At 70.3% G+C, this 23,241-nt stretch carries 20 protein-coding genes and 3 pseudogenes; 20 read left to right on the top strand and 3 right to left on the bottom strand.

The window, feature by feature from the left end; all coding sequences use genetic code 11:
- A complete protein-coding gene (locus ACZZ98_RS07255) occupies positions 1-1,713 on the top strand; it encodes an MFS transporter (protein WP_463515602.1) in 1,713 nt (570 codons plus the stop codon).
- Between the two features lie 32 nt (positions 1,714-1,745).
- A complete protein-coding gene (locus tag ACZZ98_RS07250) occupies positions 1,746-2,468 on the top strand; it encodes a DUF2652 domain-containing protein (RefSeq protein WP_463515601.1) in 723 nt (240 codons plus the stop codon).
- On the opposite strand, the gene ACZZ98_RS07245 is transcribed toward ACZZ98_RS07250, so the two are convergent.
- Positions 2,455-3,462, bottom strand: a complete 1,008-nt coding sequence (locus ACZZ98_RS07245) for a diacylglycerol/lipid kinase family protein (RefSeq protein WP_463515600.1) — start codon at positions 3,460-3,462, stop codon at positions 2,455-2,457. The two genes, ACZZ98_RS07250 and ACZZ98_RS07245, sit on opposite strands and share 14 nt — an antisense overlap.
- Positions 3,463-3,711: 249 nt before the next feature.
- On the opposite strand from ACZZ98_RS07245, the gene ACZZ98_RS07240 reads away from it, so the two are divergent.
- Positions 3,712-4,233: a DinB family protein gene (locus tag ACZZ98_RS07240; protein ID WP_463515599.1), complete on the top strand. Its 522-nt coding sequence runs from the start codon at positions 3,712-3,714 to the stop codon at positions 4,231-4,233.
- Positions 4,230-5,558 carry a cation:proton antiporter domain-containing protein gene (locus tag ACZZ98_RS07235; protein ID WP_463515598.1) on the top strand — a complete coding sequence of 443 codons (1,329 nt, stop codon included), beginning with the start codon at positions 4,230-4,232 and terminating at the stop codon, positions 5,556-5,558. The genes ACZZ98_RS07240 and ACZZ98_RS07235 overlap by 4 nt, the downstream gene beginning before the upstream one ends.
- 12 nt (positions 5,559-5,570) lie before the next feature.
- Here ACZZ98_RS07235 and ACZZ98_RS07230 read toward each other — a convergent pair whose 3' ends face one another.
- The gene (locus ACZZ98_RS07230; RefSeq protein ID WP_463515597.1) at positions 5,571-6,263 is read right to left on the bottom strand and encodes a DUF4328 domain-containing protein; all 693 of its coding nucleotides are present in this window, start codon (positions 6,261-6,263) and stop codon (positions 5,571-5,573) included.
- Positions 6,264-6,337: 74 nt separating this feature from the next.
- Here ACZZ98_RS07230 and serS point away from each other — a divergent pair, with 74 nt between their 5' ends.
- From serS to ACZZ98_RS07150, 16 genes and pseudogenes are all read left to right on the top strand, one after another.
- Positions 6,338-7,606: a serine--tRNA ligase gene (gene serS, locus ACZZ98_RS07225; protein ID WP_463515596.1), complete on the top strand. Its 1,269-nt coding sequence runs from the start codon at positions 6,338-6,340 to the stop codon at positions 7,604-7,606.
- Between the two features lie 2 nt (positions 7,607-7,608).
- Entirely contained in the window at positions 7,609-8,034 is a 426-nt protein-coding gene (locus ACZZ98_RS07220; RefSeq protein WP_463517739.1) for a GNAT family N-acetyltransferase, read from the top strand.
- 85 nt (positions 8,035-8,119) lie between these two features.
- Entirely contained in the window at positions 8,120-9,538 is a 1,419-nt protein-coding gene (locus tag ACZZ98_RS07215) for a sensor histidine kinase (protein WP_463515595.1), read from the top strand.
- Positions 9,531-10,254, top strand: a pseudogene (locus tag ACZZ98_RS07210) (response regulator). Before ACZZ98_RS07215 ends, ACZZ98_RS07210 begins: the two are co-directional and overlap by 8 nt.
- Before the next feature lie 34 nt (positions 10,255-10,288).
- Positions 10,289-11,195 (top strand): annotated as a pseudogene (locus ACZZ98_RS07205) (ABC transporter ATP-binding protein).
- Positions 11,192-12,364 (top strand): ABC transporter permease, encoded by a 1,173-nt coding sequence (locus ACZZ98_RS07200; RefSeq protein ID WP_463515594.1) that lies wholly within the window; start codon positions 11,192-11,194, stop codon positions 12,362-12,364. The pseudogene ACZZ98_RS07205 and the gene ACZZ98_RS07200 overlap by 4 nt, the downstream one beginning before the upstream one ends.
- A gap of 636 nt (positions 12,365-13,000) precedes the next feature.
- Positions 13,001-13,573: an ABC transporter substrate-binding protein gene (locus ACZZ98_RS07195; RefSeq protein ID WP_463515593.1), complete on the top strand. Its 573-nt coding sequence runs from the start codon at positions 13,001-13,003 to the stop codon at positions 13,571-13,573.
- Between the two features lie 89 nt (positions 13,574-13,662).
- Positions 13,663-14,646 carry a FecCD family ABC transporter permease gene (locus ACZZ98_RS07190; RefSeq protein WP_463515592.1) on the top strand — a complete coding sequence of 328 codons (984 nt, stop codon included), beginning with the start codon at positions 13,663-13,665 and terminating at the stop codon, positions 14,644-14,646.
- Positions 14,647-14,653: 7 nt separating this feature from the next.
- Complete coding sequence (locus ACZZ98_RS07185; protein ID WP_463515591.1) at positions 14,654-15,712, top strand: FecCD family ABC transporter permease; 1,059 nt, start codon at positions 14,654-14,656, stop codon at positions 15,710-15,712.
- Positions 15,713-15,722: 10 nt separating this feature from the next.
- Positions 15,723-16,538: an ABC transporter ATP-binding protein gene (locus ACZZ98_RS07180; protein WP_463515590.1), complete on the top strand. Its 816-nt coding sequence runs from the start codon at positions 15,723-15,725 to the stop codon at positions 16,536-16,538.
- Positions 16,535-17,377: a siderophore-interacting protein gene (locus ACZZ98_RS07175; protein WP_463515589.1), complete on the top strand. Its 843-nt coding sequence runs from the start codon at positions 16,535-16,537 to the stop codon at positions 17,375-17,377. Before ACZZ98_RS07180 ends, ACZZ98_RS07175 begins: the two co-directional genes overlap by 4 nt.
- A gap of 25 nt (positions 17,378-17,402) precedes the next feature.
- On the top strand, positions 17,403-18,200 hold the full coding sequence (locus ACZZ98_RS07170; RefSeq protein WP_463515588.1) for an HAD family hydrolase: 798 nt from the start codon (positions 17,403-17,405) through the stop codon (positions 18,198-18,200).
- Entirely contained in the window at positions 18,197-18,979 is a 783-nt protein-coding gene (locus ACZZ98_RS07165; RefSeq protein ID WP_463515587.1) for a DUF1206 domain-containing protein, read from the top strand. The genes ACZZ98_RS07170 and ACZZ98_RS07165 overlap by 4 nt, the downstream gene beginning before the upstream one ends.
- Before the next feature lie 25 nt (positions 18,980-19,004).
- Positions 19,005-19,819 (top strand): annotated as a pseudogene (locus ACZZ98_RS07160) (TrmH family RNA methyltransferase).
- Positions 19,820-19,903: 84 nt separating this feature from the next.
- The gene (locus ACZZ98_RS07155; protein WP_463515586.1) at positions 19,904-20,539 is read left to right on the top strand and encodes a VOC family protein; all 636 of its coding nucleotides are present in this window, start codon (positions 19,904-19,906) and stop codon (positions 20,537-20,539) included.
- A gap of 512 nt (positions 20,540-21,051) precedes the next feature.
- Entirely contained in the window at positions 21,052-21,708 is a 657-nt protein-coding gene (locus tag ACZZ98_RS07150) for a hypothetical protein (protein ID WP_463515585.1), read from the top strand.
- Between the two features lie 114 nt (positions 21,709-21,822).
- On the opposite strand, the gene purB is transcribed toward ACZZ98_RS07150, so the two are convergent.
- Positions 21,823-23,232: an adenylosuccinate lyase gene (gene purB, locus ACZZ98_RS07145; RefSeq protein ID WP_463515584.1), complete on the bottom strand. Its 1,410-nt coding sequence runs from the start codon at positions 23,230-23,232 to the stop codon at positions 21,823-21,825.
- Positions 23,233-23,241 lie beyond the last annotated feature (9 nt).

Here is a 23,241-nt window from a genome sequence, read left to right as displayed (position 1 = left end):
ATGGGCGCCACGGTGACCCCGAACAGGCTCGGGATGGCCGCTGCTGCCTTCACGAGCAACGCCCGCAACCCCGATCTGCGCCGAGCCCAGCTGAGCTTCCTCGGGGCCTGGACCGCCGAGTGGGCGTTCACCGTGGCGCTCGGGATCGTGTCCTACCGCCATGGTGGTGCCGTCGCCGTCGGGTTGGTCGGCCTGCTGCGGATGGTGCCCGCCGCGATCGTCGCCCCCCTGCTGTCGCCCCTCGCCGACCGAGGCCGCCGAGAGCGCGTCCTCGTCGTCGTCTCAGTCATTCGTGGAGCTGCCACCGGTGGGGCCGCCGTGGTCGCCGCCCTCGACGGCTCGCCCCTGCTCATCTATGCGCTCGCCGTGCTGTCGACGATCGTCGCGACCCTCTATCGTCCCGCACACTCCGCCCTCCTGCCCTCGCTGTGCCACACGGGCCATGAGCTGGCCAGCGCCAACGTCGTGCGCGGGATGCTCGACTCCGCTGCCACCCTCACGGGTCCGCTTCTGGCGGCGGTGCTCCTCCGCTTCACAGGTGTCGACGTCGTGTTCGCCGTGGCTGCGGCTGCGTCCTTCGTGGCCGCTGCGCTGGTGCTGCGTCTCGACTACGAAGCCCCGCCGCGCCCGTCGGCGACCACGCGGCCCAACCTGGTCCGGGAGGGCGTCGATGGTCTGCGAGCGGTCCGGCAGAGCCGCGACCTGACCCTCATCCTGGGGCTCGCCGCGGCCCAGTCGTTCACCCGCGGCGCGCTCACCGTGCTCTCGGTCGTCGTCGCCATCGAGCTCCTGGGCACCGGCGAACCGGGCGTCGGTGCCCTCATGACCTCCGTCGGGGTGGGCGCGGTGCTCGGCTCGCTCGCGGCCTCGCTCCTCGTCGGGACCGGTCGCCTCGGTGGCTGGTTCGCCCTCGGTGTCGCCCTCTGGGGAGCGCCACTGGCCGTCGTCGGCGTCGTGCCCCTGGAGTCGGTGGCCCTCGTCCTGCTGGCCTTCGTCGGGGTCGGCAACGCGCTCATCGACGTCGCGGGATTCACGCTCATCGGCAGGCTCGCACCGGACGAGGTCCTGGCCCGCGTCTTCGGCGTGCTCGAGAGCATCGTCGCGGTCTCGATGGGTCTGGGCGCCCTCGCGGCCTCTCTCCTCGGCGAGGGCTTCGGCGTCCGGACGGCCCTTCTCACGGTCGGGTCGCTGTGCCCGCTCCTCGCCGCCTTGTCGTGGCGGCGGCTGCGACTGCTGGACCGGTCCGTGGGGCATCTCGACAGCGACGTGCAGCGGCTCCAGAACGTGCCGATGCTCCGGACCCTGCCCCTCCCGGCCGTCGAGCAGCTCGCCCGGGGGCTCGAGCCGGTCACGACGACTTCCGGGGACGTGGTCTTCCGACAGGGTGACGTGGGCGACCGCTACTTCCTCATCGCGTCGGGGGAGGTCGACGTCGTGGGCGACGGACAGGTCGTGGCCACGCTCGGGCCCGGTGAGGGGTTCGGCGAGATCGCCCTGCTGCGCAGCACCCGGCGCACGGCGACCGTCGTGGCCCGGAGCGAGGTCAACCTCCTGACACTGAGCTCGGAGCGGTTCATCGCCGTGGTCCTGGGGTATGCGCCGAGCGCCCAGGAGGCGACGGTGGCCGTGGACGGCCTGCTGGAGCGCTACACGCCCGGGGCCGCGGACGGCATACCGCACCCGAATCCGAACGAGGATCCGCCGAAACCGTGAGACGCCGCCACTGTTTGGTGGGACGGTGAGGCATGGAGCCCCAGCGAGCAGTGCTGCTGATCGCCGACATCAGCGGATACACCGAATACATGAGCACCCACCGGATGAGCCTCGCCCACGCCGAGGTCAACACCGCACGCATGCTCGACAGGATGATCGATGCCGCCCCCGGCTACGACCTCATCGAGATCGAGGGCGACGCCGCCTTCCTCTCCCGTCCGGCCGGCCCGGGCGGGACCACGAGCGCCGACGAGGCCACGGTCGCAGAGATCCTCGACGTCGCGGCGTGGATGCACAGTGCCTTCCACCGCGAGCGCGAGTACGTCGCGAAGAACCTCTGTCCGTGTTCCGGGTGCAAGGAGGCGACCAACCTCAAGCTCAAGTTCGTCGCACACGTCGGCGACGTCGCCACCCAGACGATCCGGCAGCGCCGCAAGCTCGTCGGGATCGACGTCATCCTTGTGCACCGCCTGCTCAAGAACCCGGTGGACATCCCCGAGTACGTCCTGATGTCCGAGGAGCTCTATCGACTGGCGGGCCCGGGGCTGGCCGACAGGGTGCACGAGATCTCCCCGGACCTCGAGGGTCTCGGCCAGGTCCGAGCGTTCTATCTCGACGTCCACACCCTGGAGGCCAGGCAGCCCGCACTGGCGGCGCCGTCGTGGCCGGGCCGGCTGGGGCGGACGTTCGCGGCGGCAGGCAAGGGTATGCCGTACATGCTCGGCCTGCGCACCCCCCGGCTCAGGACTCGATGAGGTCCGGTGCGCCCGTGCGGACGATGAGGGCCTTGGGGCGCACCTCGAAGCGGACCCGCTTGGCCCGGCCGATGACGTCGCCGTCGATCTCGACCATCTGCGGCTCGTCCAGCGAGACGAGGATCGACTGGCAGCGGTAGCGGTCGAGCTTGGGGTGGTTCTGCCCGCGCTTGGCGAGGACGTGCACGGCGACGCCGGCCCAGCCGACGATGCCCTTGGGCGTGATCGCGACGACGTCGAGGATGCCGTCGTCGATCTCGGCATCCGGCATGAGGGTGATGCCGCCGGTGAGCCGTCCACAGTTGCCGACGACGATCGTGCGCGCCGTGTGCGAGATCGGGTCGCCGCCGTCGATCCGCAGGCGGGTGGCGAACCGCGCGCCGAGCAGGTTCCTGGCGCCGGTGGCGACGTAGGCACCCCAGCCGATCCGGGCCTTGGCCTCCTCGGAGGTCGCGTGCATGATGCTCGCGTCGAGGCCCAAGCCGGCCATGACGAGGAAGGCGTGCTGGTTGGCCGCCGGGTCGGAGCCGTGGGTGTCGTCTGCGCCCACGTCGGGCTCGGTGGGTCCGTCGTGGTCCGGGTCGAGCTCGGTGCTCGAGCGCTGCTCGGGCGTCGGGTCAAGGGTGACCCAGCCGATGTCGATGTGCCGGTTGCGACCCGTGAGCGCGACGTGGAGGCCCTCGACCAGGTCGAGCGGCACGTCGAGGTTGCGGCTGAGGAGGTTGCCCGTGCCGGCGGGGATGAGCCCCATCGGGGTGGAGGTGCCGGTCAGCACGTGGGCGACCGATCGCACCGTGCCGTCGCCGCCGATGGCACAGACCAGGTCGACCCCGTCCGCCAGCGAGTCCCGCGCCTGGCCGAAGCCGGGATCCTCGAGGGTCGTCTCGCGGATGATCGGCTCATCCCAGTCGTCGTGCGCGAGGACGGTGCTGGTCACGAGGGCCCGGGTCGCTGCGACATCGACGAACTTCGTCGGGTTGAGGATGACGGCCACCCGCTTCTTGGGCGGGAGGGGGCGTCCTCGTGCTGCGCCGGGCGGAAGGACGAACGCGTCGGTCGTTTCGGTGAGGCATGCCGTCCGCTCGACCGACTCGCCCTCATCGCGAGGACCGCCCCGACCCCGATGAGCAGCAGGAGGGCGAGGATGGCGGCGATCGCCGGCCAGGAGTCGGTCACGTCAGGGACCGTACCCCAAGGTCACAGCGCTGTTGGCGCTGTCCCGCATCCGCCTAGTCTGTCGCACATGAGTGAGATCGTCCCGGACGAGAAGGACTGGACCTGGACCCTCGAGAGGGCGTGCCCTGACTGCGGGTTCGACGCTGCAGCGGTGGGTGCCGCCGACATCGCGGGTCTCGTCACGGCATACACGTCCCCCTGGGTCGAGATCCTCGCCCGACCGGACGCGGCGACGCGGCCGGGACCCACCACGTGGTCCCCGCTGGAGTACGCCTGCCACGTCCGTGACGTGTGCGACCTCTTCGCCGCGCGGGTGCAGATCATGCTCGACGAGGACGGTGCCCGGTTCGCGAACTGGGACCAGGACGTGACGGCAGTCGAGAGCCGGTATGCCGAGCAGCTGCCGAGCGTGGTCGCCGACGAGATCCCGGTCGCCGCGGCTCGTCTCAGTGACGCGTATGCCGGCCTCTCCGGTTCCGAGTGGGAGCGGCGGGGTCTGCGGTCCAACGGTTCAGAGTTCACCGTGCTCACCCTGGGACGCTACGGCCTGCACGACCTCGCTCATCACCTCTGGGACGTCCGGGCGTGAGCGCTGCCTGGATCTATGTCGCCCTCGGGTTCGCGCTGTTCCTGGCGGTGATCCTGCCGCCGGTGCTCGATCGTTGGAAGGTCAACGCACCGATCGTCCTCGTCACCCTCGGGCTCGTCGTGGGTCTGCTGCCCGGCTTCCGCGACCTCGACCTCGACCCCGTGACCCACGGGGAGGCCGTCACCCACATCACCGAGTTCACCGTGCTCGTCTCGCTCATGGGTGTCGGGCTCGCGCTCGACCGACCGCTGAGCTTCCGCGACCTCAACTCGTGGCGCACCTGGTCGCCGACGTGGCGGCTGCTCGGTGTGGCCATGCCGCTGACGATCGCGGGGGTGGCGCTCCTCGCGTGGGGGCCCTTCGGTGTGGCCGCGCCTGCTGCGCTCCTGCTCGGCGCGGCACTCGCGCCCACCGACCCGGTGCTCGCCTCCGACGTGCAGGTCGGCGGTCCCAACGCGGCGGGCAGCCCGGACGGCGAGGGCGACGAGGAGGTCGACGAGGAGGACGAGGTGCGGTTCGCGCTCACGAGCGAGGCCGGGCTCAACGACGGGCTGGCCTTCCCGTTCGTCCATGCCGCGATCCTCCTCGCCACCGTCGGTGCGTTCTCGGAGTGGGGCGCCGGCTGGGTGGCCTGGGAGGGGATCGGCAAGGTCGTCCTCGGCGTCGCGGTCGGGGTGGCCCTCGGCTGGGCCGTCACCCGGTTGGCGTTCACGGCCAAGTCCGAGGACGTGCGGTTCGCGGCCACCGGTGAGCCGCTCGTCGCGATCGCGGCGCTGCTCGCGGCCTATGGGGTGGCCGAGGTCGTCGGCGGCTACGGGTTCCTCGCGGTCTTCACCTGCGCCATGGCGATCCGCAGCTTCGAGCGCTCGCACTCCTACCACCACGACATGCACGAGGTCATCGAGCGGCTCGAGCGGCTCCTGACACTCATCGTGCTGCTGCTGCTCGGCATGGCCCTGACCAACGGCCTGCTCGCGAACCTCGACTGGCGTGGTGTGGTGCTGTCGCTCGCCCTGCTGCTCGTCATCCGACCGCTCGCCGGCCTGGCGTCCTTCCTGGGGCATCGCCGGTCGCGAGGCCTGCAGGGCTTCGACAAGCGCGAGCGGGCCGTGGCGGCGTTCTACGGAGTCCGCGGCATCGGCTCGCTCTTCTACCTGGCGTATGCCGCGACGCACGCCGAGTTCGAGGAGATCCGGTGGCTGTGGTCGGTCGTCGCGTTCACGGTGGTCGTCTCCGTGTATCTCCACGGGTTCACGGCACCGATGGCGATGGCCTGGCAGGAGCGAGGCGAGCAGGCCAGACGCCGCGCCGACGCCCGCAGCTGAGGGTCTGCGCGGTCAGGGTCTGCGCGGTTGGCGTCCCAAGCCGCTGCCGCCCGGAGCATCGACGTCGGAGGGGCCATGAAGTTCGCGGGCTATGACGCGAACGACCCCGCCGAGCAGCCCCATCGACGCCGCCGACAGCAGCAGGAAGACCGCGAAGAACGTCGTGCCGCCGTCACGGAAAAGGGTGAGGAAGGTCAACGCGAACAGCAGTCCCCAGGTGCAGGCCCACAGGGTGAAGATCCACGGGCGAGCAGCCAAGGGCGTATTGCTGCCTCGTCGGTCGGACTGCTGCCACCTGGCGCTGGCCCACAGGTCACCGAACATTCGGTGCGGGACGAAGATGTTGACGATCGGGATGAACCAGGCGACGAGGAACCACACCGGCTTGAGCGCAGGGGTGGTCGGGTCGATACGTCGTGAGTGGGCGATGGTGTGACACCACGCACCGACGGAGAGGACGGTCGCCAGCTCGAAGAGCGACAGGAGCTCGGCTCCGACGCTCAGGAGGGCAACCGGCACCGCCGTGCTCAGGGCAAGGAGTGCGAGCCCGGTGAGGACACATGCCAGGCCGCCGCACGCGGCATACAGGGAGGTCGTGGCGCCGCTGAACCACGACGGTAGGTCCGGTCGGGAGCGTGCAGGAGGGGCTGCGGTCGGCGCGGTCCGGGCAATCCCATGGGCTGAGCTCTGTGCTGATGTCGTCATGGACGCGAGTGTTGTCGGATCGTCGAGATCGGCCGCGGACTTTTCCACAGGGCGTCGTCGATAGGCTGACCCGCGTGATCGATCTGAAGCTGCTTCGCGAGAACCCCGACCGAGTGCGTGCCTCGCAGCGGGCGCGGGGTGAAGACGAGGGCGTCGTCGACGCCGTCCTGGCCGCGGAGGAGAGGCGCCGCTCGAGCCTCACCGCCTTCGAGCAGCTGCGCGCCGAGCAGAAGGCGATGGGCAAGCAGGTCGCCCAGGCCCAGGGCGACGAGAAGCAGGCGCTCCTCGCCCGCACCAAGGAGATCTCCACCCAGGTCAAGGAGAACCAGACCGCTGCCGACGAGGCCGCCGCAGAGCTCGCGACCCTCCAGCGCAGCATCGGCAACGTCATCGAGGACGGCGTCCCGGTCGGTGGCGAGGACGACTACGTCGTGCTCGAGGAGGTCGGCACCCCCAGGGACTTCGCGGTCGAGGGCTTCGAGCCCAAGGACCACCTCACCCTCGCCGAGGGCCTGGACGCGCTCGACATGGAGCGCGGCGCCAAGGTGTCCGGCTCCAGGTTCTACTTCCTCAAGGGTGTCGGGGCGCGGCTCGAGATGGCCATGCTCCAGCTGGCGATGCAGCGCGCCATCGAGGCCGGGTTCGTCCCGATGATCACGCCGACCCTCGTCAAGACCGAGGTCATGGCCGGCGCCGGCTTCATCGACCACCACGCCGACGAGGTCTATCGCCTCGAAGCCGACGACCTCTACCTCACCGGCACGAGCGAGGTCGCGCTCGCCGGCTACCACGCCGACGAGATCATCGACCTCGGCAAGGGCCCGATCCGGTTCGCCGGGCAGTCCACCTGCTACCGCCGCGAGGCCGGCAGCTATGGCAAGGACACCCGCGGCATCATCCGCGTCCACCAGTTCAACAAGATCGAGATGTTCGTCTACTGCCGTCCCGAGGACGCGAACGACGAGCACCAGCGCCTCCTGACCTTCGAGAAGGAGATGCTCGGCCTCATGGAGCTGCCCTACCGCGTCATCGACACCGCCGCGGGCGATCTCGGTGGCCCGGCTGCGCGCAAGTTCGACTGCGAGGCCTGGGTCCCGACCCAGGGCCGCCACCGTGAGCTGACGTCGACGTCGAACTGCACGACGTTCCAGGCCCGTCGCCTCAAGACGAGGTACCGCGTCGAGGGGGGCGGGACCAACGTGGCCGCGACGCTCAACGGCACCCTTGCCACGACCCGGTGGCTCGTCGCCATCCTCGAGAACCACCAGCAGTCCGACGGCTCCGTCACCGTGCCCGCTGCCCTGCGTCCCCTGATCGGTCTCGACGTCCTCATTCCTGCGTGACGATGGAGGATCGACCGGGCTATCGCCTGATTCCGACTGCACCCGCCCCTGAGGCGTACTGCGAGCTGCGTCGAGCGGCGGGACTCTCGCCCAAGACGTTGTCGCAGGCGACTGCAGCGATCACGGGCTCCTGGGTGGCCTGCCACATCGTGGAGGCGTCGACCGGTCAGGCGGTCGCCATGGGCCGAGTGATCGGTGATGGCGGCTGGTACTTCCACATCGCAGACATGGCCACCCACCCCGACCACCAGCGGCTCGGCCTCGGAGCGCGGGTGATGGAGTGGCTGCTGGACTCCATCAAGGCAGCGGCGGAGGACGAGCCGTACGTAACCCTCATGGCCGATGAGCCCGGTCGCCCGCTCTACCGACGCTTCGGGTTCCGGGAGACGGCGCCGACCTCTATCGGCATGAAGCTCACGACGCTCTGACGGTGTCCCACGGGCAAAGCGCAGGCGAACCCTTCCGTCTCGCGACGGATCCGCCCATTGCCCCTCCGTCCCTAGGCTGAGGGGTATGCCGTCCGCCCGCCGATCGCTGTCGACCACCGTCGGCGACTTCTTCGCGATCGACGACGACTGGGAGCGCCCGGCCACACCCATCGGGCGGCGCGACTGGGTCGTGGGGGTCGTGCTCTCGGTCGTCGGGATCCTCTTCCTGGAGCTGGGGCGCAGCGTCACCGAGATCCGGGCGGGTGGTCAGCCGCACTGGGTGCAGTGGTCCGCGATCGTCACCGGCGCCATGCTCATGGTCTGGCGCCGTCGGCACCCGATCCTCGTCGGCTTCCTCGCGGCCGCCCACATGTTCATCGTCGGCGTCACCATGCCGATGATCATGGGGCAGATCGCCCTCCAGATCGTCTACTTCGTCGCGATCTATGCCGCGGTCGCCTACGCCCGGCACCGTCGCTCGGCCCTCCTCGTCGTCGCCGGCATCACCGTCTTCATGCTGCTCTGGGTGGGCTGGCAGCTGGCCATCGGTGGAGGGGTCGCGGAGATCACCGAGGACGCACGGGCCGACGGCGCCGACGGGTGGTTCAGCCCCACCGTCGGAGCGGTGGTCACGACGCTGGCGGTCAACGTCCTCTACTTCGTCGGGGCGATCCTCGTCGGGCAGATCGCCTGGCGTGGGGCGCGTCAGCGGGCCCGCCTCGAGGAGCAGGCGACGACGATCGCTGCCCAGGCCGAGGCGCTCAAGCGACGCGCCGTCGTCGACGAGCGCCTGCGCATCGCCCGGGAGCTGCACGACGTCGTCGGACACCACGTCTCCGTCATCGGGATCCAGGCGGGCGCCGCACGGCGGGTCCTCGACAAGCACCCGGACGAGACGGCCAAAGCCCTGGGGCAGATCGAGGAGAGCTCGCGTGATGCCGTCTCGCAGATGCGCGGGTTGCTCGGGACGCTGCGCGACATCCAGGAGAGCGCGGAGCTCGACCGGGAACCGGCCGGTGCCCACGCCCCGACCGAGCGAGCCACGGACGACGGCGCGCCCTCGACCTCCCGCCGTCCCGAACCGACCCTCACGGACCTGCCCGCGCTGGTGGCCGAGCGCAACGCGCACGGCTTGCGGACGGCATACCGGCTCGTCGAGACACGCGAGGGTGCGCACGCGCGTGTCGCGCCGCCCATCGCCCTCACGCTGTACCGGATCACCCAGGAGGCGCTCGCCAACGTCACCCGGCACTCCACCGCGACGAGCGCGGACGTCGTCCTGCGCGTGGTGGAGGGCCCAGCCACCGGCGGCTACGCAGAGGTCGAGGTCCTCGACAACGGGCGCGCCCGGGTCGGGACCTCAGGCTCCGGACTCGGGCAGCTCGGCATGCGGGAGCGTGCCGCGTCCCACAAGGGCACGGTCGAGATCGGTGCCCGTCCCATGGGTGGCTACCGTGTGCGGGTGCGCATACCGCTGGGGGAGAGGGACGTCGCGGATGTCTGAGCCGGGAACCGGAGCGCCGATCCGCGTGCTCATCGTCGACGACCAGCACCTGGTGCGGTCCGGCTTCACGATGATGTTGTCCGTCGAAGACGACATCGAGGTGGTGGGCGACGTCCAGAACGGCGAGCTCGCCCTCGCCGCAGCCCGCGAGCACGCACCCGACGTCATCCTCATGGATGTGCAGATGCCGGTCATGGACGGCATCGAGGCGACCCGCGCGATCGTCGCCGCGGACCTCGGTCGCGTCGTCATCCTCACGACGTTCGACCGCGACGACTACCTCTTCGACGCCCTGCGCGCGGGCGCCAGCGGCTTCCTCCTCAAGAACTCCGACCCCGAGCAGCTTGTCGACGCCATCCGGTCCGTCGCGGGAGGGCACGCGCTCCTGGCCCCCGAGGTGACCACCCGGGTCATCGCCGCCATGGTGGGGACCGCAGGGGGAGCCGCTGCGGTCCCGGCGTCGACCTCGCTGGGCTCGGCCGACCAGCTCTCCCGGCTCACCGACCGGGAAGCTCGAGGTCCTCACGCTCATGGGCCGCGGACGGTCCAACGCCGAGATCGCGGCCGACCTCTTCCTCGGCGAGGCCACCGTCAAGACCCACGTCTCCAACTGCCTGGCCAAGCTGCACCTGCGGGACCGGGTCCAGGCCGTCGTCTTCGCCTACGAGGTGGGTCTCATCCGTCCGACGGAGAGTGGCAGTCACCCGCTCGGCTGATCCCCCACGGATCGCTCCGACCTAGCGTGGAGACATGACACAGAGACAACACGGAGCGGCCATCGAGGTCGACGGACTGTCGCGCTCGTTCGGGGACCTCAAGGCGGTCGACGACGTGAGCTTCACCGTGCCGGGCGGCCTCATGACCGGCTTCGTCGGGGGCAACGGTGCGGGCAAGACCACGACCATGCGGATGATCATGGGCCTGCTCGCCACCCACGCCGGGGAGGTCCGCTGGGACGGGCGGCCGATGACCGCCGCCGACCGTCGCAACGTCGGCTACATGCCCGAGGAGCGCGGCCTCTATCCCAAGCAGAAGGTCCTCGACCAGCTCGTCTACCTCGGTGAGCTCTCGGGCATGACGCCCGGCTCCGCGAAGGCCGCGGTCATGGACAACCTGGCGCGCTTCGGCCTCGAGGACCGCTCCGGCGAGAAGGTCGAGAAGCTTCTCGCTCGGCAACCAGCAGCGCGTGCAGATCATCGCCGCGCTCATGACCACCCCCGACGCGCTCATCCTCGACGAGCCGTTCTCGGGACTGGATCCCCAGGCCGTCGACTCGATGGTGGACCTGCTGCGCGAGCACACCGCCCGCGGCATCCCGGTCCTCTTCAGCTCCCACCAGCTCGACCTCGTCGAGCGCCTCTGCGACCGCCTCGTCGTCCTGGCCAAGGGGCGCGTCGTCGCAGCCGGGACGGTCTCCGAGCTGCGCAGCGGAGGACCCGAGCGCTACCGGCTCACGCTCGACGGCGACGCGGGATGGGTCCGCGACCACCGCGGCATACACGTCCATGACGTCGACGGGACCACGGCGCTCCTCGAGTTCGTCGACGCCGACGCCCGCACGTCCCTCCTGCGCGCCGCCGTCGACCGCGGTGACGTCGTCGACTTCGCCCGCCAGGTCCCTGCCCTGTCTGAGATCTACCGAGAGGTGACCGCATGAGGTCCAACGCCTGGATGATCGTGGCTCGCCGCGAGATCGTCAGCAAGCTCACCGACCGCACGTTCGTCGTCGGGACCCTCGGCCTCATCGCCATCCTGGCCGGCGTCCTCGGCGTGCAGGCCTTCATGGCCAACCGGGCGAGCGAGTATGCCGTCGTCACCAGCTCCAGTGCGGCGCAGGGGATGGCTGAGCGGGTCAAGACCGTCGCCGAGGCGGAGGACGACAAGGTGCGGATCACCCTCTCGCGAGCCCCCGATGACGCCGCCGCCACCCAGAAGGTGCGCAGCGGTGACGCGGACGTGTGGCTGCACGAGGACGGGGACGAGGGCTGGCAGCTCACCGGTCTCGACGAGGTCCCGGGCGACGTGACGGCGCCGGCGACCGACGCCATCCGCGACGCCACCCTCTCGGCCAACGCCGCCGGCGCCGGCACCACGGTCGATGACCTCACGCGTGGATCAGCCGTCACGACAGGCATTCTCGAGGGCGACGCCGACCGGGCGGGCGTGGCCAAGGTCGTCGGCTTCGCCCTGGCGATGATGTTCTACCTGGCCTCGTTCACCTTCGGGCTGGCCCTGGCCAACAGCGTCGTCGAGGAGAAGGCCAGCCGCATCGTCGAGATCATCACGACCAAGATCTCGGTGCGTGAGCTGCTCGCCGGCAAGGTCATGGGCAACCTCACCCTGGCGTTCGCCCAGATGGCGCTCTTCGTCGGGGTCGGCCTCGTCGGGCTGACCTTCACCGAGTACGACCGCTTCCTCCCGGCGATCTCCGGGGCGGTCGGCTGGTTCGTCGTGTTCTTCGTCATCGGGTTCGGCCTCCTCGCCTGCCTCTGGGCCGTCGCCGGAGCCCTGGCCAGTCGCACCGAGGACGTCCAGTCGACGTCAACGCCGCTGACGATGCTCACGATGGCGATGTTCTTTGCCGCCCTGCTCGTCGACGGGACGGCCAAGTCGGTGCTGTCGTTCGTGCCGCCCTTCTCGTCGATCATCATGCCGATGCGGGTGCTCGAGGGCAGCGCGCCGTGGTGGCAGGCACTGCTCGCCCTCGCCATCCTCGTGGTGACGGCGGGTCTGATCGTGCAGGTCGCGGCTCGTCTCTACCAGCGCTCGCTGCTGCAGACCCAGGGCCGCCTCAGCATCAAGCAGGCCTGGTCGACACCGACCTGAGCACCAGAACCGACGTCGTGCCCGTCCGGGACGGCGGGCACGACGTCGGGGGCCACGACCGGGATTTGACAAGGTGAGGTTGCCCTAAATTAGGGTGTCCTTACTTTGTTGCCGTGCTCCCCTGCGGAGCCCCGAGCCCACCAGAAGGCCTGATGTACACACGCCGATCCCTCGTCACCGCCTTCGCCACCGGCGCCGCGGCGCTCGCTCTCACCGCCTGCTCCACCGGTCCCACCTCCGTGGCCTCGGCCGACCCGGCGACCGCGAGCGCGAGCGCGGTCGACAAGGACGCGTTCCCCACGACGGTCAAGCATGCCTTCGGTGAGACCACGGTCTCGGCCGAGCCGAAGCGCGTCGCCACCGTCGGCTGGAACGACCAGGACATCGTGGTCTCGCTGGGTGTCCTGCCCGTCGGCGCCACCAAGATCACCTGGGGCGGCAACGCGGGCGGCTCGACCGACTGGTTCGACGCGGGTGTCGCCAAGCTCGACCCCACGGCCGAGATTCCCCGCTACGACGACACGGCCGGCGTCCCGTTCGACAAGATCGCGGCCACCAAGCCCGACCTCATCCTCGGCGTCAACTCGGGCATCACCCGGGAGGACTACGACAAGCTTCTCCAAGATCGCCCCGACGGTGGCCTTCCCCGGCGAGGCGTGGGGCACGTCCTGGGAGGACAGCGTCAAGCTCGTCGGCCAGGCCCTCGGACGCAGCGCGCGAGCGACCGAGGTGACTGCCGAGACCAACAAGCAGATCGACGACGCCGTCGCGAAGTACCCCCAGATCAAGGGCAAGTCCGCCGCGTGGGCTTGGTTCACCCCGACCGACCTCTCCGTCGTCAGCCTCTACACGAGCCACGACCTCCGCCCGCAGATCCTGCGTCGCTTCGGCATGACCGACGCGCCGACCGTCAGCGCGCTGAGCAAGGGCAACAAGCAGTTCAGTGCCAACCTCTCGGCCGAGAAGTCCTCGAGCCTCGCCGCCGACGCCCTCATCTTCTACGTCGAGAAGCCCGAAGAGGTCGACACCCTCAAGAAGCACCCCCTCCTCGGCCAGATCCCGGCGCTGAAGTCGAACCACTACGTCGCGTCCGCCGACAACGCCACCGCGCTGTCGATGTCCTCGCCGTCGCCGCTCTCAATGCCGGTCGCCCTCGAGAAGTTCCTGCCCAAGATCGCCTCCGCGGTGGACGGAACTCCGGCCCAGTGACGGTCCGGGCCATCGAAGCGCCCGGTATGCCGCACCTCAGGCCGGCTGCCCCGGCTCACCTTGCAGGGAGGGTGGGCCGGGGCGGTCGTGTGCCCGTCGCCGGGATCGTCGTCGGCGGGGCGCTCGCCGTGGCAGTCGCCACGACGCTCTCCCTGCTCGTCGGGACCCAGTCGGTCGCTCCGTCCGACATCGCAGCCGGGGTGCTGGGGAACCCGGTCACGGCGCAGGTCCGGGGCATCGTCGACTCCCGCATCGACCGCACGCTCATCGGACTCGTCGTCGGGGCCGCGGTCGCCCTCTGTGGAGTCGTCCTCCAGGGCCTGACCCGCAACCCGCTCGCCGAGCCGGGCATCCTCGGCATCAACTCCGGCGCCGCGCTCGCCGTCGTCATCGGCATCAAGGTCTTTGCGCTCTCGGGCGTCGGCGGCTACGTCTGGTTCGCCCTCGCCGGCGCCGTGGTCACCGCGGTCGTCGTCCAGCTGCTCGCGCTCCTCGCGCCGGTGCGGGCCCAGCCGGTGACGATGGCGCTGGCCGGGGCCGCGGTCATGGCCACCTCGACGAGCATCGTCGGCGCCATCCTCGTCTCGGACCAGGGCGCTCTCGACGTCTTCCGGTTCTGGCAGGTCGGGTCGGTCGCCGGCCGCGACGCCGGGATCGTCCTCGACGTCGCACCCTTCCTCGTCATCGGCTTCGTCCTCTCGCTGGCGTCGGGCTCCCTGCTCAACACCGTGGCCCTTGGCGACGACCTCGCCCGCGGCCTCGGCCAGCGGGTCCTGCTGCACCGGCTCCTCGCGGCCGCCGGCGCGATCCTGCTGGCTGCATCCGCCACGGCGCTCGCCGGGCCGATCGCCTTCGTCGGCCTCGTCGTCCCGCACGTCGTCCGGGCCCTCGTCGGACCCGACCACCGACGCATCCTCCTAGGAGCCCTCTTCGCAGGGCCGGTGCTCGTCGTCGTCGCCGACACCCTCGGCCGCGTCGTCGCAGCCCCCTCCGAGGTCCAGGCCGGCATCGTCTGCGCCGTCGTCGGCGCACCCTTCCTCGTCGCCCTCGTGCGCCGGATGAACGTGGCATGAGCACCGCATGAGCACCCTCTCGCTGACGGAGGCCCCGTCGACCGTCGCGACGTTGCGGGCGGTCCGTCGCAACGTTCGGCGCCGGCAGGTGCTGCTCCTCGTGGCGCTCGGCGCCCTCGTCGTCGCCCTCTTCCTGGCCCGAGCGCTCCTCGGCGACTACCGCGTGTCGTTCGTGGACGGCATACGGATGATCTCCGGGACCACCATCCCCGGTGCGTCGTTCATCTTCATGGAGTCGACGCTGCCCCGCGCCTGCATGTCGGTCCTCGCCGGCGCGGCCTTCGCCTCCGCGGGCGCGGCGTTCCAGTCGATGCTGCGCAACCCGCTGGCGAGCCCGGACGTCCTCGGCATCAACCTCGGTGCGAGCGCAGCAGCGGTCTTCGCGGTGGTCCTGCTCGGATGGACCGGTATGCCGGTCGCCCTCGTCGCGTTCGCCGGTGCGGTCGCCGTCGCGGTCACCATCCACGGCTTCGCCGGACGTGGTGGGGCGGCCACTGGCCGGATGATCCTCGTCGGGGTCGGCCTTGCCGCGGTGCTCAGCTCGGTCGTGCACTGGGTGCTGCTGCGCGCCGACATCTACCGCGCGCAGGACGCGCTCGTGTGGCTCACCGGCAGCCTGGGCTCGGTGTCGTGGAGCGAGATCGTGCGCCTGGGCGTGGTCGTGGCCATCGGCCTGCCGCTCCTCACCCTGGTCACGCGGCAGCTCGGCGTCCTCGGCCTCGGCGACGACCTCGCTGCCGGCCTCGGCGTCCGCGCCCACCGCCTCCGGATCCTCATCACCGCCCTCGTCGTCCTGCTCACGGCCTCGGCAACTGCGGTCTGCGGGCCGATCGCGTTCGTCGGGTTCCTCAGCGGACCGATCGCGCGGCGCCTCGCCAAGGGCCGGACCTCGGTGCCCGCCGCGGCCCTCGTCGGTGCGGCGATGGTGCTCGCCGCCGACTACGTCAGCGCCTACGCCGACCCCACCACGGCCTACCCCGTCGGTGTCGTCACCGGCCTCGCCGGCGCCCCCGTCCTCGTCTGGCTGCTCGTCGCCGGCCGCCGCACCATCCAGGAGAAACCATGAGCGAGACGCCGTGACCGACTCCCTCCCCGTGACCTCGACCCTGACCGCCGAGTCGCTCACCCTCGCCTATGACAAGCGGGTCGTCGTCGAGGGCCTCGACCTCGTCGTCCCCTCCGGCCGGCTGACGGCGATCGTCGGGCCCAACGGCTGCGGCAAGTCGACCCTGCTGCGCGGGCTCTCGCGCCTGCTGTCGCCAAGGGCTGGGCGCGTCCTCCTCGATGGCCACGTCATCGGCGAGCTCGGCACCAAGGAGGTCGCCAAGCGGCTCGGCCTCCTCCCGCAGCAGCCGATCGTCCCCGAGGGCATCACCGTCGCAGAGCTCGTCGAGCGTGGCCGCCACCCGCACCACGGGCTCTTCAAGCAGTGGTCGCGCGAGGACGAGTCGATCGTCGCGCGCGCCCTCGAGGTGACCGAGCTGGTCCACCTCGCCGGCATCCCTGTCGACAGCCTCTCCGGAGGTCAGCGGCAACGTGCCTGGATCGCCATGGCGCTGGCGCAGCGCACCCCCGTGCTCCTCCTCGACGAGCCGACCTCCTTCCTCGACATCGCCCACCAGATCGACGTCCTCGAGCTCGTCCGCGACCTCAACGCCACCGAGGGCACGACCGTCGTCATGGTCCTGCACGACCTCGCCATGGCGGCCCGCTACGCCGACCACCTCGTCGCCATGTGTGACGGCGCGATCGTCGCCGAGGGCCCACCGACCCAGATCGTCACCCCAGAGGTCATCGAGTCGGTCTTCGGCATCGCGGCATCCGTCGTCGCCGACCCGACCACCGGTGACCCCGTCGTCATCCCCCACCGCAGGAAGCGAGAGAAGTCATGACCGTTCTCGACCGGGTCGCCATGAAGGCCGCCACCGCCTACGCCCGCCTCACGATGGCGTCCCCGATCTATCGTGAGGGCGACGCCCAGTTCGAGATGACCGTCGCGGCGGTCAGCGACCTCGGCGGCGGCATGCGGCGAATCACGTTCTCCGCAGAGGAGTTCGCGAACTTCCGGCTCGTCGGCTGCGATGAGTACTTCGGGCTCCTCATGCCCCGCCCCGGCGCCGCCCTCACCCTCCCCGACGCCTCGCGCGAGAACGTCCGCGCCGCCATCGCCGACATGCCCGAGGCGCAGCGGCCCGACCTGCGCTGGTACACCATCCGCGCGCACCACGCCGTCAACAGGACCATCGACGTCGACATCGTCACCCATGGCGACTCCGGACCCGGGTCCGCTTGGGCCTGTGCTGCCCAGGTCGGCGACCGGGTGGGCTTCCGCTCCGGCGGCGCCCTCTTCCGTGGCCACGAGTGCGACGGCCCGGTGCTGTTCGTCGCCGACGAGACCGCCCTCCCCGCGTTGGCCGCCATCGTCGACGCCCACCCGAGCGTCCTGGACCGGGCCACCTTCCACGTGGAGGTGGCCGACGAAGCCGTCCTCGCGGCATACCCCCTCGGCGGAGCCGAGGTCACGGTGCACGTGCGCACCGACGGCATCCCCGGCTCGGTCGTCCTCCCGGCGCTGCGCGAAGCCCAGCTCGGCAAGCTCGACTACGCCTGGCTGTGCGGTGAGTCCGGCATGGTCACCGAGGGCCGTCGTCACCTCGTCAAGAGTGTCGGCGTCGACCGGCGGCAGGTGCTCTTCTCGGGCTACTGGAAGCTGGGGCAGGAGCGCGGCTGACGGTCGCGGTGGATAGGTTGGCGCCATGACGGCCACCCCCCACCTCGTCGCGCTCGACGTCGACGGCACGACGATCAACCACGCCGGCGAGATGTCCCCGGTGGTCCATGCCGCCGTGCGTGCCGTCGTCGACGCCGGGCACCACGTGACCATCGCGACCGGCCGCTCCATCGTCGCGACGATGCCGATCCTGGCCGAGCTGGGGATCGAGACCGGGTATGCCGTGTGCTCCAACGGCGCGGTGACCCTGCGTCTCGATCCTGCTCTGGAGCGCGGCTACGAGGTGACCGAGGCCGTCACCTTCGACCCGGCGCCCGCCCTCAACCTGTTGCGTGAGGCGTGGCCCGACTCCGTCGTCGCCGTCGAGGACCTCGGCGTCGGCTTCAAGGTCAGCGCGCCGTTCCCCGAGGGCGAGCTCGGCGGGGACCAGGTCGTCGTGCCCTGGGCAGAGCTCGTGGCCGAGCCCGTCACCCGCGTCACCTTCCGCGACCCCGCCGGGACGGCCCAGGACTTCATGGACCTCGCCGAGCGGATCGGCCTGCACGGCGTCAACTACGCGGTCGGGTTCACCGCCTGGCTCGACATCAACCCCGAGGGCGTGAGCAAGGGTTCCGCACTCGAACTCGTGCGGCGTCAGCTCGGTGTCGAGCCGGCATACACGGTCGCGGTGGGGGACCAGCGCAACGATCTCGAGATGCTCCACTGGGCCGCCCGGGGAGTGGCGATGGGCAACGCTCCCGACGAGGTCAAGGCGGCCGCGGACGAGACAACCCTCGATGTCGACGACGACGGGCTCGTTCCTGTGCTCCAATCACTCCTGTGAGTGACACTGCGCGCAAGGTCGGCGACCACGACATCATCGAGAAGGGCGCACGACTGGGATTCGTGATGAGCGGGGTCATCCACCTCGTCATCGCGTGGATCGCCCTCAAGGTCGCGTGGAACTTCGGTGGCGGCTCCGGCAGCGCTGACAAGTCCGGTGCCCTCGCGACGTTCGCAGGCGGATCCACCGGCCCGCTGCTCCTCTGGCTGACCGTGGCCGGCTTCGTCCTTCTGGCGATCTGGCAGGCGAGCGAGGCGGTCGTCGGCCGACACGGGAGCGAGGCGAGCGACCGCGCCAAGGCAGCGGGCAAGGCCGCGATGTACCTCTTCTTCGCCTACTCCGCCTACGCCCTCACCAAGGGCGCCACCTCCTCGGACGAGCAGAAGACCGATGAGGCGACGGCCGGTCTGATGTCGAGCCCGGGAGGACGGGTCCTGGTGGGGCTCGTCGCTCTGGCCATCCTCGCGGCGGCGGGCTACCACGCGTGGAAGGGCTGGACCAAGGGCTTCCTCGAGGAGCTGCGGACCCACCCGGCGCCGTGGGCCGTGAACGCCGGCCGAGCCGGCTACCTCGCCAAGAGCCTCGCCCTCGCCGTGGTCGGCATCCTCTTCGGGTCGGCGGCGCTGTCGTCGAGGGCGGCGGACGCGGGTGGGCTGGACGCCGCACTCAAGGAGCTGCGTGACCAGCCGTTCGGCCCCTACCTCCTCACCGTGGTCGCCCTGGGCATCGCCGCCTACGGCGTCTACTCCTGCGTCAAGGCGCGGTTCGCCAAGCTCTGACCCGCTGTCGCCCACAATGGCTCGTATGCCGTCCCGTCCCGATCTCGAGATCACCTCGCCTGCCAACCCGCGCCTCAAGCAGCTCGTGGCGCTGCGTCGCCGTCGGGCTCGCGACGAGGCTGCGGTGACGGTCGTCGAGGGGTTCGAGGAGCTCGGGCTGGCGCTGGACGCCGGGGTCCGACCGCGCACGCTCTTCTACTCACCCGAGCTCATGCTCGACGCCGACGAGCAGCTGCGGGTCGTCGACGACCTCCGGGCCTCGGGGGTCGAGGTCGTGAGGGTGTCACGGCCGGCCTTCGAGAAGGTGGCCTATCGCGAAGGGCCGGACGGGTTCATCGCCCTGGTGCCCGCCGTTCGCGCTGAGCTGGGCGAGCTCAGCTGCCCTCTGCCCCACTGCTGCTCGTGTGCGAGGGGCTGGAGAAACCCGGCAACCTCGGGGCCATGCTCCGCACCGCCGATGCAGCCGGCGTCGATGCCGTCATCGCCGTCGACCCCGTGACGGACTGGGGCAACCCCAATGTCATCCGCGGCTCCAAGGGGACGGTCTTCTCGGTCCCGGTGGCCAGCGCCACGCTCGGTGAGACGCTCGCCTGGCTGCGGCAGCGCGGCATACGCATCGTCGCGACGACACCCGACACGGAGCTGCTGCACACCGACGCCGACCTCACCGGTGGGGTCGCGATCGCGGTCGGCACCGAGAAGTTCGGGCTGACCGACGAAGCCCTGCGAGCGGCTGACCTGCGGGTTCGCATTCCGATGCACGGACAGGTGAACTCGCTGAACGCCTCGGCCGCCGCCGCGATCGTCGTCTACGAGGCATTGCGCCAGCGCCAGTCGTGACGAGAGCGGAGCTGGGAGTCACTGCTTCCCCGTCAGTCACACCCGTGTCAGGAGCACCCCCTGAGGTGTGTCACGATTATCGGCATGCGAGTCGACCATGTTGTCTATGCCGCAGAGAACGACGGGGCGCGAGCCACGGCCGAACGTCTGGCCGCCCAGCTCGGGGTCGCTGCCGTCGACGGGGGTGTGCATCCGCGGTTCGGGACGCGCAACGTCATCCTTCCGCTCCTCGGTGACCGTTATCTCGAGGTCGTCGAGGTGCTCGACCACCCCGCGTCCGACAAGGCCCCCTTCGGGCAGGTCGTGCGTGCCCGCTCCGCGGCCGGCGGTGGCTGGCTCGGCTGGGTCGTGAGCGTCGAGGACATCTCCAAGCAGGAGCAGCGGCTCGGTCGCGACTCGGTCACGGGCAACCGCCACCGACCCGACGGTGTCGAGCTCCGCTGGAAGCAGCTGGGCGTCAAGGGCCTCCAGTCCGACCCCCAGCTCCCCTTCTTCGTCGAGTGGGCGCAGGGCACGCAGCACCCGTCGGGCGTGGGCTCCACGCAGGTGGCGTTGCGTTCGGTGGAGATCGCCGGCGACCCCAACCGGGTGCGCGACTGGGTCGGTGTCGACGAGGACTACGTGCCCGCCGACGTCGACTTCAACTTCGTGGCGCCCCGCGGCACGCCCGGCATCCTGTCGGTGACCTTCGAGACCCCCTCGGGTCCGGTCACCGTCTGACTTAAGCCCCACGGCATAACCGAAGAGCCCCGCCTGCGACCACGGTCCGGCGGGGCTCCTCGTTGTCCAGGTGAGTCAGCGCGAGGAGCTCGCGAACCACGACGTTCCTCGTGGACCGGATCGATCGGGTTCGCGGACACCAACCCGGTTCGCGAACCAACCGCGTGGGTATGCCGTCCGCCCGCGCCAGCGTCACCTGTGGACAACCTTTCGGCGGCCGAGTCGGAACCGGGCAGCCTCGGAGCATGACCAGCCTTCATCCCCAGCTCGCGCGAATCGCCCGCGAACATGACGGACTCATCACCCGTGCGCACGCAGCCGCATCCCATGTCTCGCCGAACCTGATGAGATCTGCGGTGGCCGCCGGAACGGTGCATCGACTCCGCCCGGGCGTGTTCGTGACTCTCGACCGATGGAATGATGCGGGCCCTCACGAGCGGTACTGCCTGACCCTCCGGGGGTTGTTGCTGATGCATCACGGATGGCTCGCATCCCACCACGCGGCGTTGGCGATGCACGGTCTCCCGCTCTATGGGGTCGACCTCGAGGTCATCGATGTCGCAGCGGTGGTCAAGGCGAGCAAGGTGAGGCCCGGACTTCATGTCCACGTGGTGACGCCAGAGCATGTCGAGCTGGCGGCGAAGACGCAGGTACCCGCCATCCCGGTCGGCGCGGCGTGCGTCCTGACCGCTGCGGCGAGTGGCATCGAGGCAGGTGTGGTCGCCATGGACGCGGCCTTGCGCCGAGGGCTCACGACCCGCGACCAGCTGATGAGAGCGCTGACGCTGAGGGGCGCCCGCTACGGAATCGCACAGGCACGAGCCGCTGTCGGGGCAGCCGACGCCAGGGCCGAGTCGCCCGGGGAGTCGCGGACCCGACTCATTCTGTGTGCTGCAGGCTTGACGGTGCGATCCCAAGTCGTGCTGACGGACGCGGCGGGGGACATCGGACGGGTGGACTTCCTCGTGGGCACCAACATCGTCGTCGAGTTCGACGGTCTGGTGAAGTACGAAGGCGCCGACGGAAAGCTCGAGCTCGCGAGGGAGAAGGCTCGTGAGGATCGTCTGCGGGAGGCCGGCTATCGCATCATCAGGATCACGTGGGCGGACCTACGGCATCCGGAGCGGATCGTCAGTCGGGTTCGGCGCGAGCTGCACAGGGCCGCCTGAGGCGAGCGAGCGGCATACCCGACATGGTTCGCGAACCACCACGGGACTCGTGAACCGGATCGATCCGGTTCACGAACACCAGTCTGGTTCGCGAACCGTTTTTGCGCGAGCTCGTCAGTCGAGGTGGTCGACCAGGGTGGGGGCGATGCCGACGTAGGTCTGGGGGGTCATCGCGGCGAGGCGCTGCTCCACCTCGGCAGGAAGGCCCAGACCCTTGACGAACTCGACGAGCTCCGGCTGGCCGATACGGCGGCCACGCGTGAGCTCCTTGAGCCGCTCGTAGGGCTCCTCCATGCCGGGCACCCCCTGGGCGCCAAGGGCACGCATGGCCGACTGGATCGGTTCGCCGAGGACCTCCCAGTTGCCGTCGAGGTCGCGCTCCATGGCTTCGGGAACGGCGTCGAGACCAGCGAGGCCCCGGGTGGCGTTGTCGAGCGCCAGCAGCGAGTGGCCGAAGGCGACACCGATGTTGCGCTGCATCGAGGAGTCGGTGAGGTCACGCTGGAGGCGGGACTGCACGAGCGTCGAGGCGAGGACGTCGAGGAGGGCGTTGCTGACCTCGAGGTTGGCCTCGGCGTTCTCGAACCGGATGGGGTTGACCTTGTGCGGCATGGTGCTGCTGCCGACCGTGCCCTGGCCGCGGACCTGCGCGAAGTAGCCCATCGAGATGTAGGTCCAGACGTCGGTGCACAGGTTGTGCAGCACGCGGTTGAAGCGGGCGATGTCGGCATAGAGCTCGGCCTGCCAGTCGTGGCTCTCGATCTGGGTGGTCAACGGGTTCCAGGTGAGACCGAGGCCCTCGACGAAGCTCTCGCTGATGTCCTCCCAGTCGGCCTCGGGCACGGCGGCGACGTGGGCGCCATACGTGCCGGTCGCGCCGTTGAGCTTGCCGAGGAACTCGGCGTCCTCGATGCGCCGAAGCTGACGCTGCAGGCGCCAGGCGAGGACGGCGAGCTCCTTGCCCAGGGTGGAGGGCGTCGCCGGCTGGCCGTGGGTGTGTGAGAGGAGCGGCACCGCGCGCAGGTCGGAGGCCATGGTCGACACCGCCTCGACGAGGGCGTTCGCGCGCGGCAGCCAGACGTCCTCGACGGCGCCCTGCACCATGAGCGCGTAGGACAGGTTGTTGATGTCCTCGCTCGTGCAGCAGAAGTGGATGAGCTCGGCCAGCCCCTTGTCGGACTCGGTCGGGGCGATCTCGGCGAGGCGCTTCTTGAGGAAGTACTCGACCGCCTTGACGTCGTGCTGGGTGACCTTCTCGGTCTGCCCCAGCTCGGCGATCTCGTCAGGACCGAAGTCCTCGACGATGCGGCGCAGGCTCGCCTTCTCGTCGTCGGTGAGCGCGCGCACGCCCGGGACGACGTGGCGGTCGGTGAGGTGGATGAGCCACTCGATCTCGACGTGTACGCGCTGCCGGTTGAGCGCCGGCTCGGACAGGTGGTCGACGAGGGGCGCCACGGCGCTGCGATAGCGACCGTCGAGGGCGCCGAGCGCGATGGGAGGAGTGACGTCAGCGAAGGAGCCCATGCGGCCATT

The organism is Knoellia sp. AC549, from assembly GCF_979258975.1.
The sequence above is the reverse complement of the archived record's forward strand: the minus strand, read 5'-3'. Positions and strand labels throughout refer to the sequence as shown.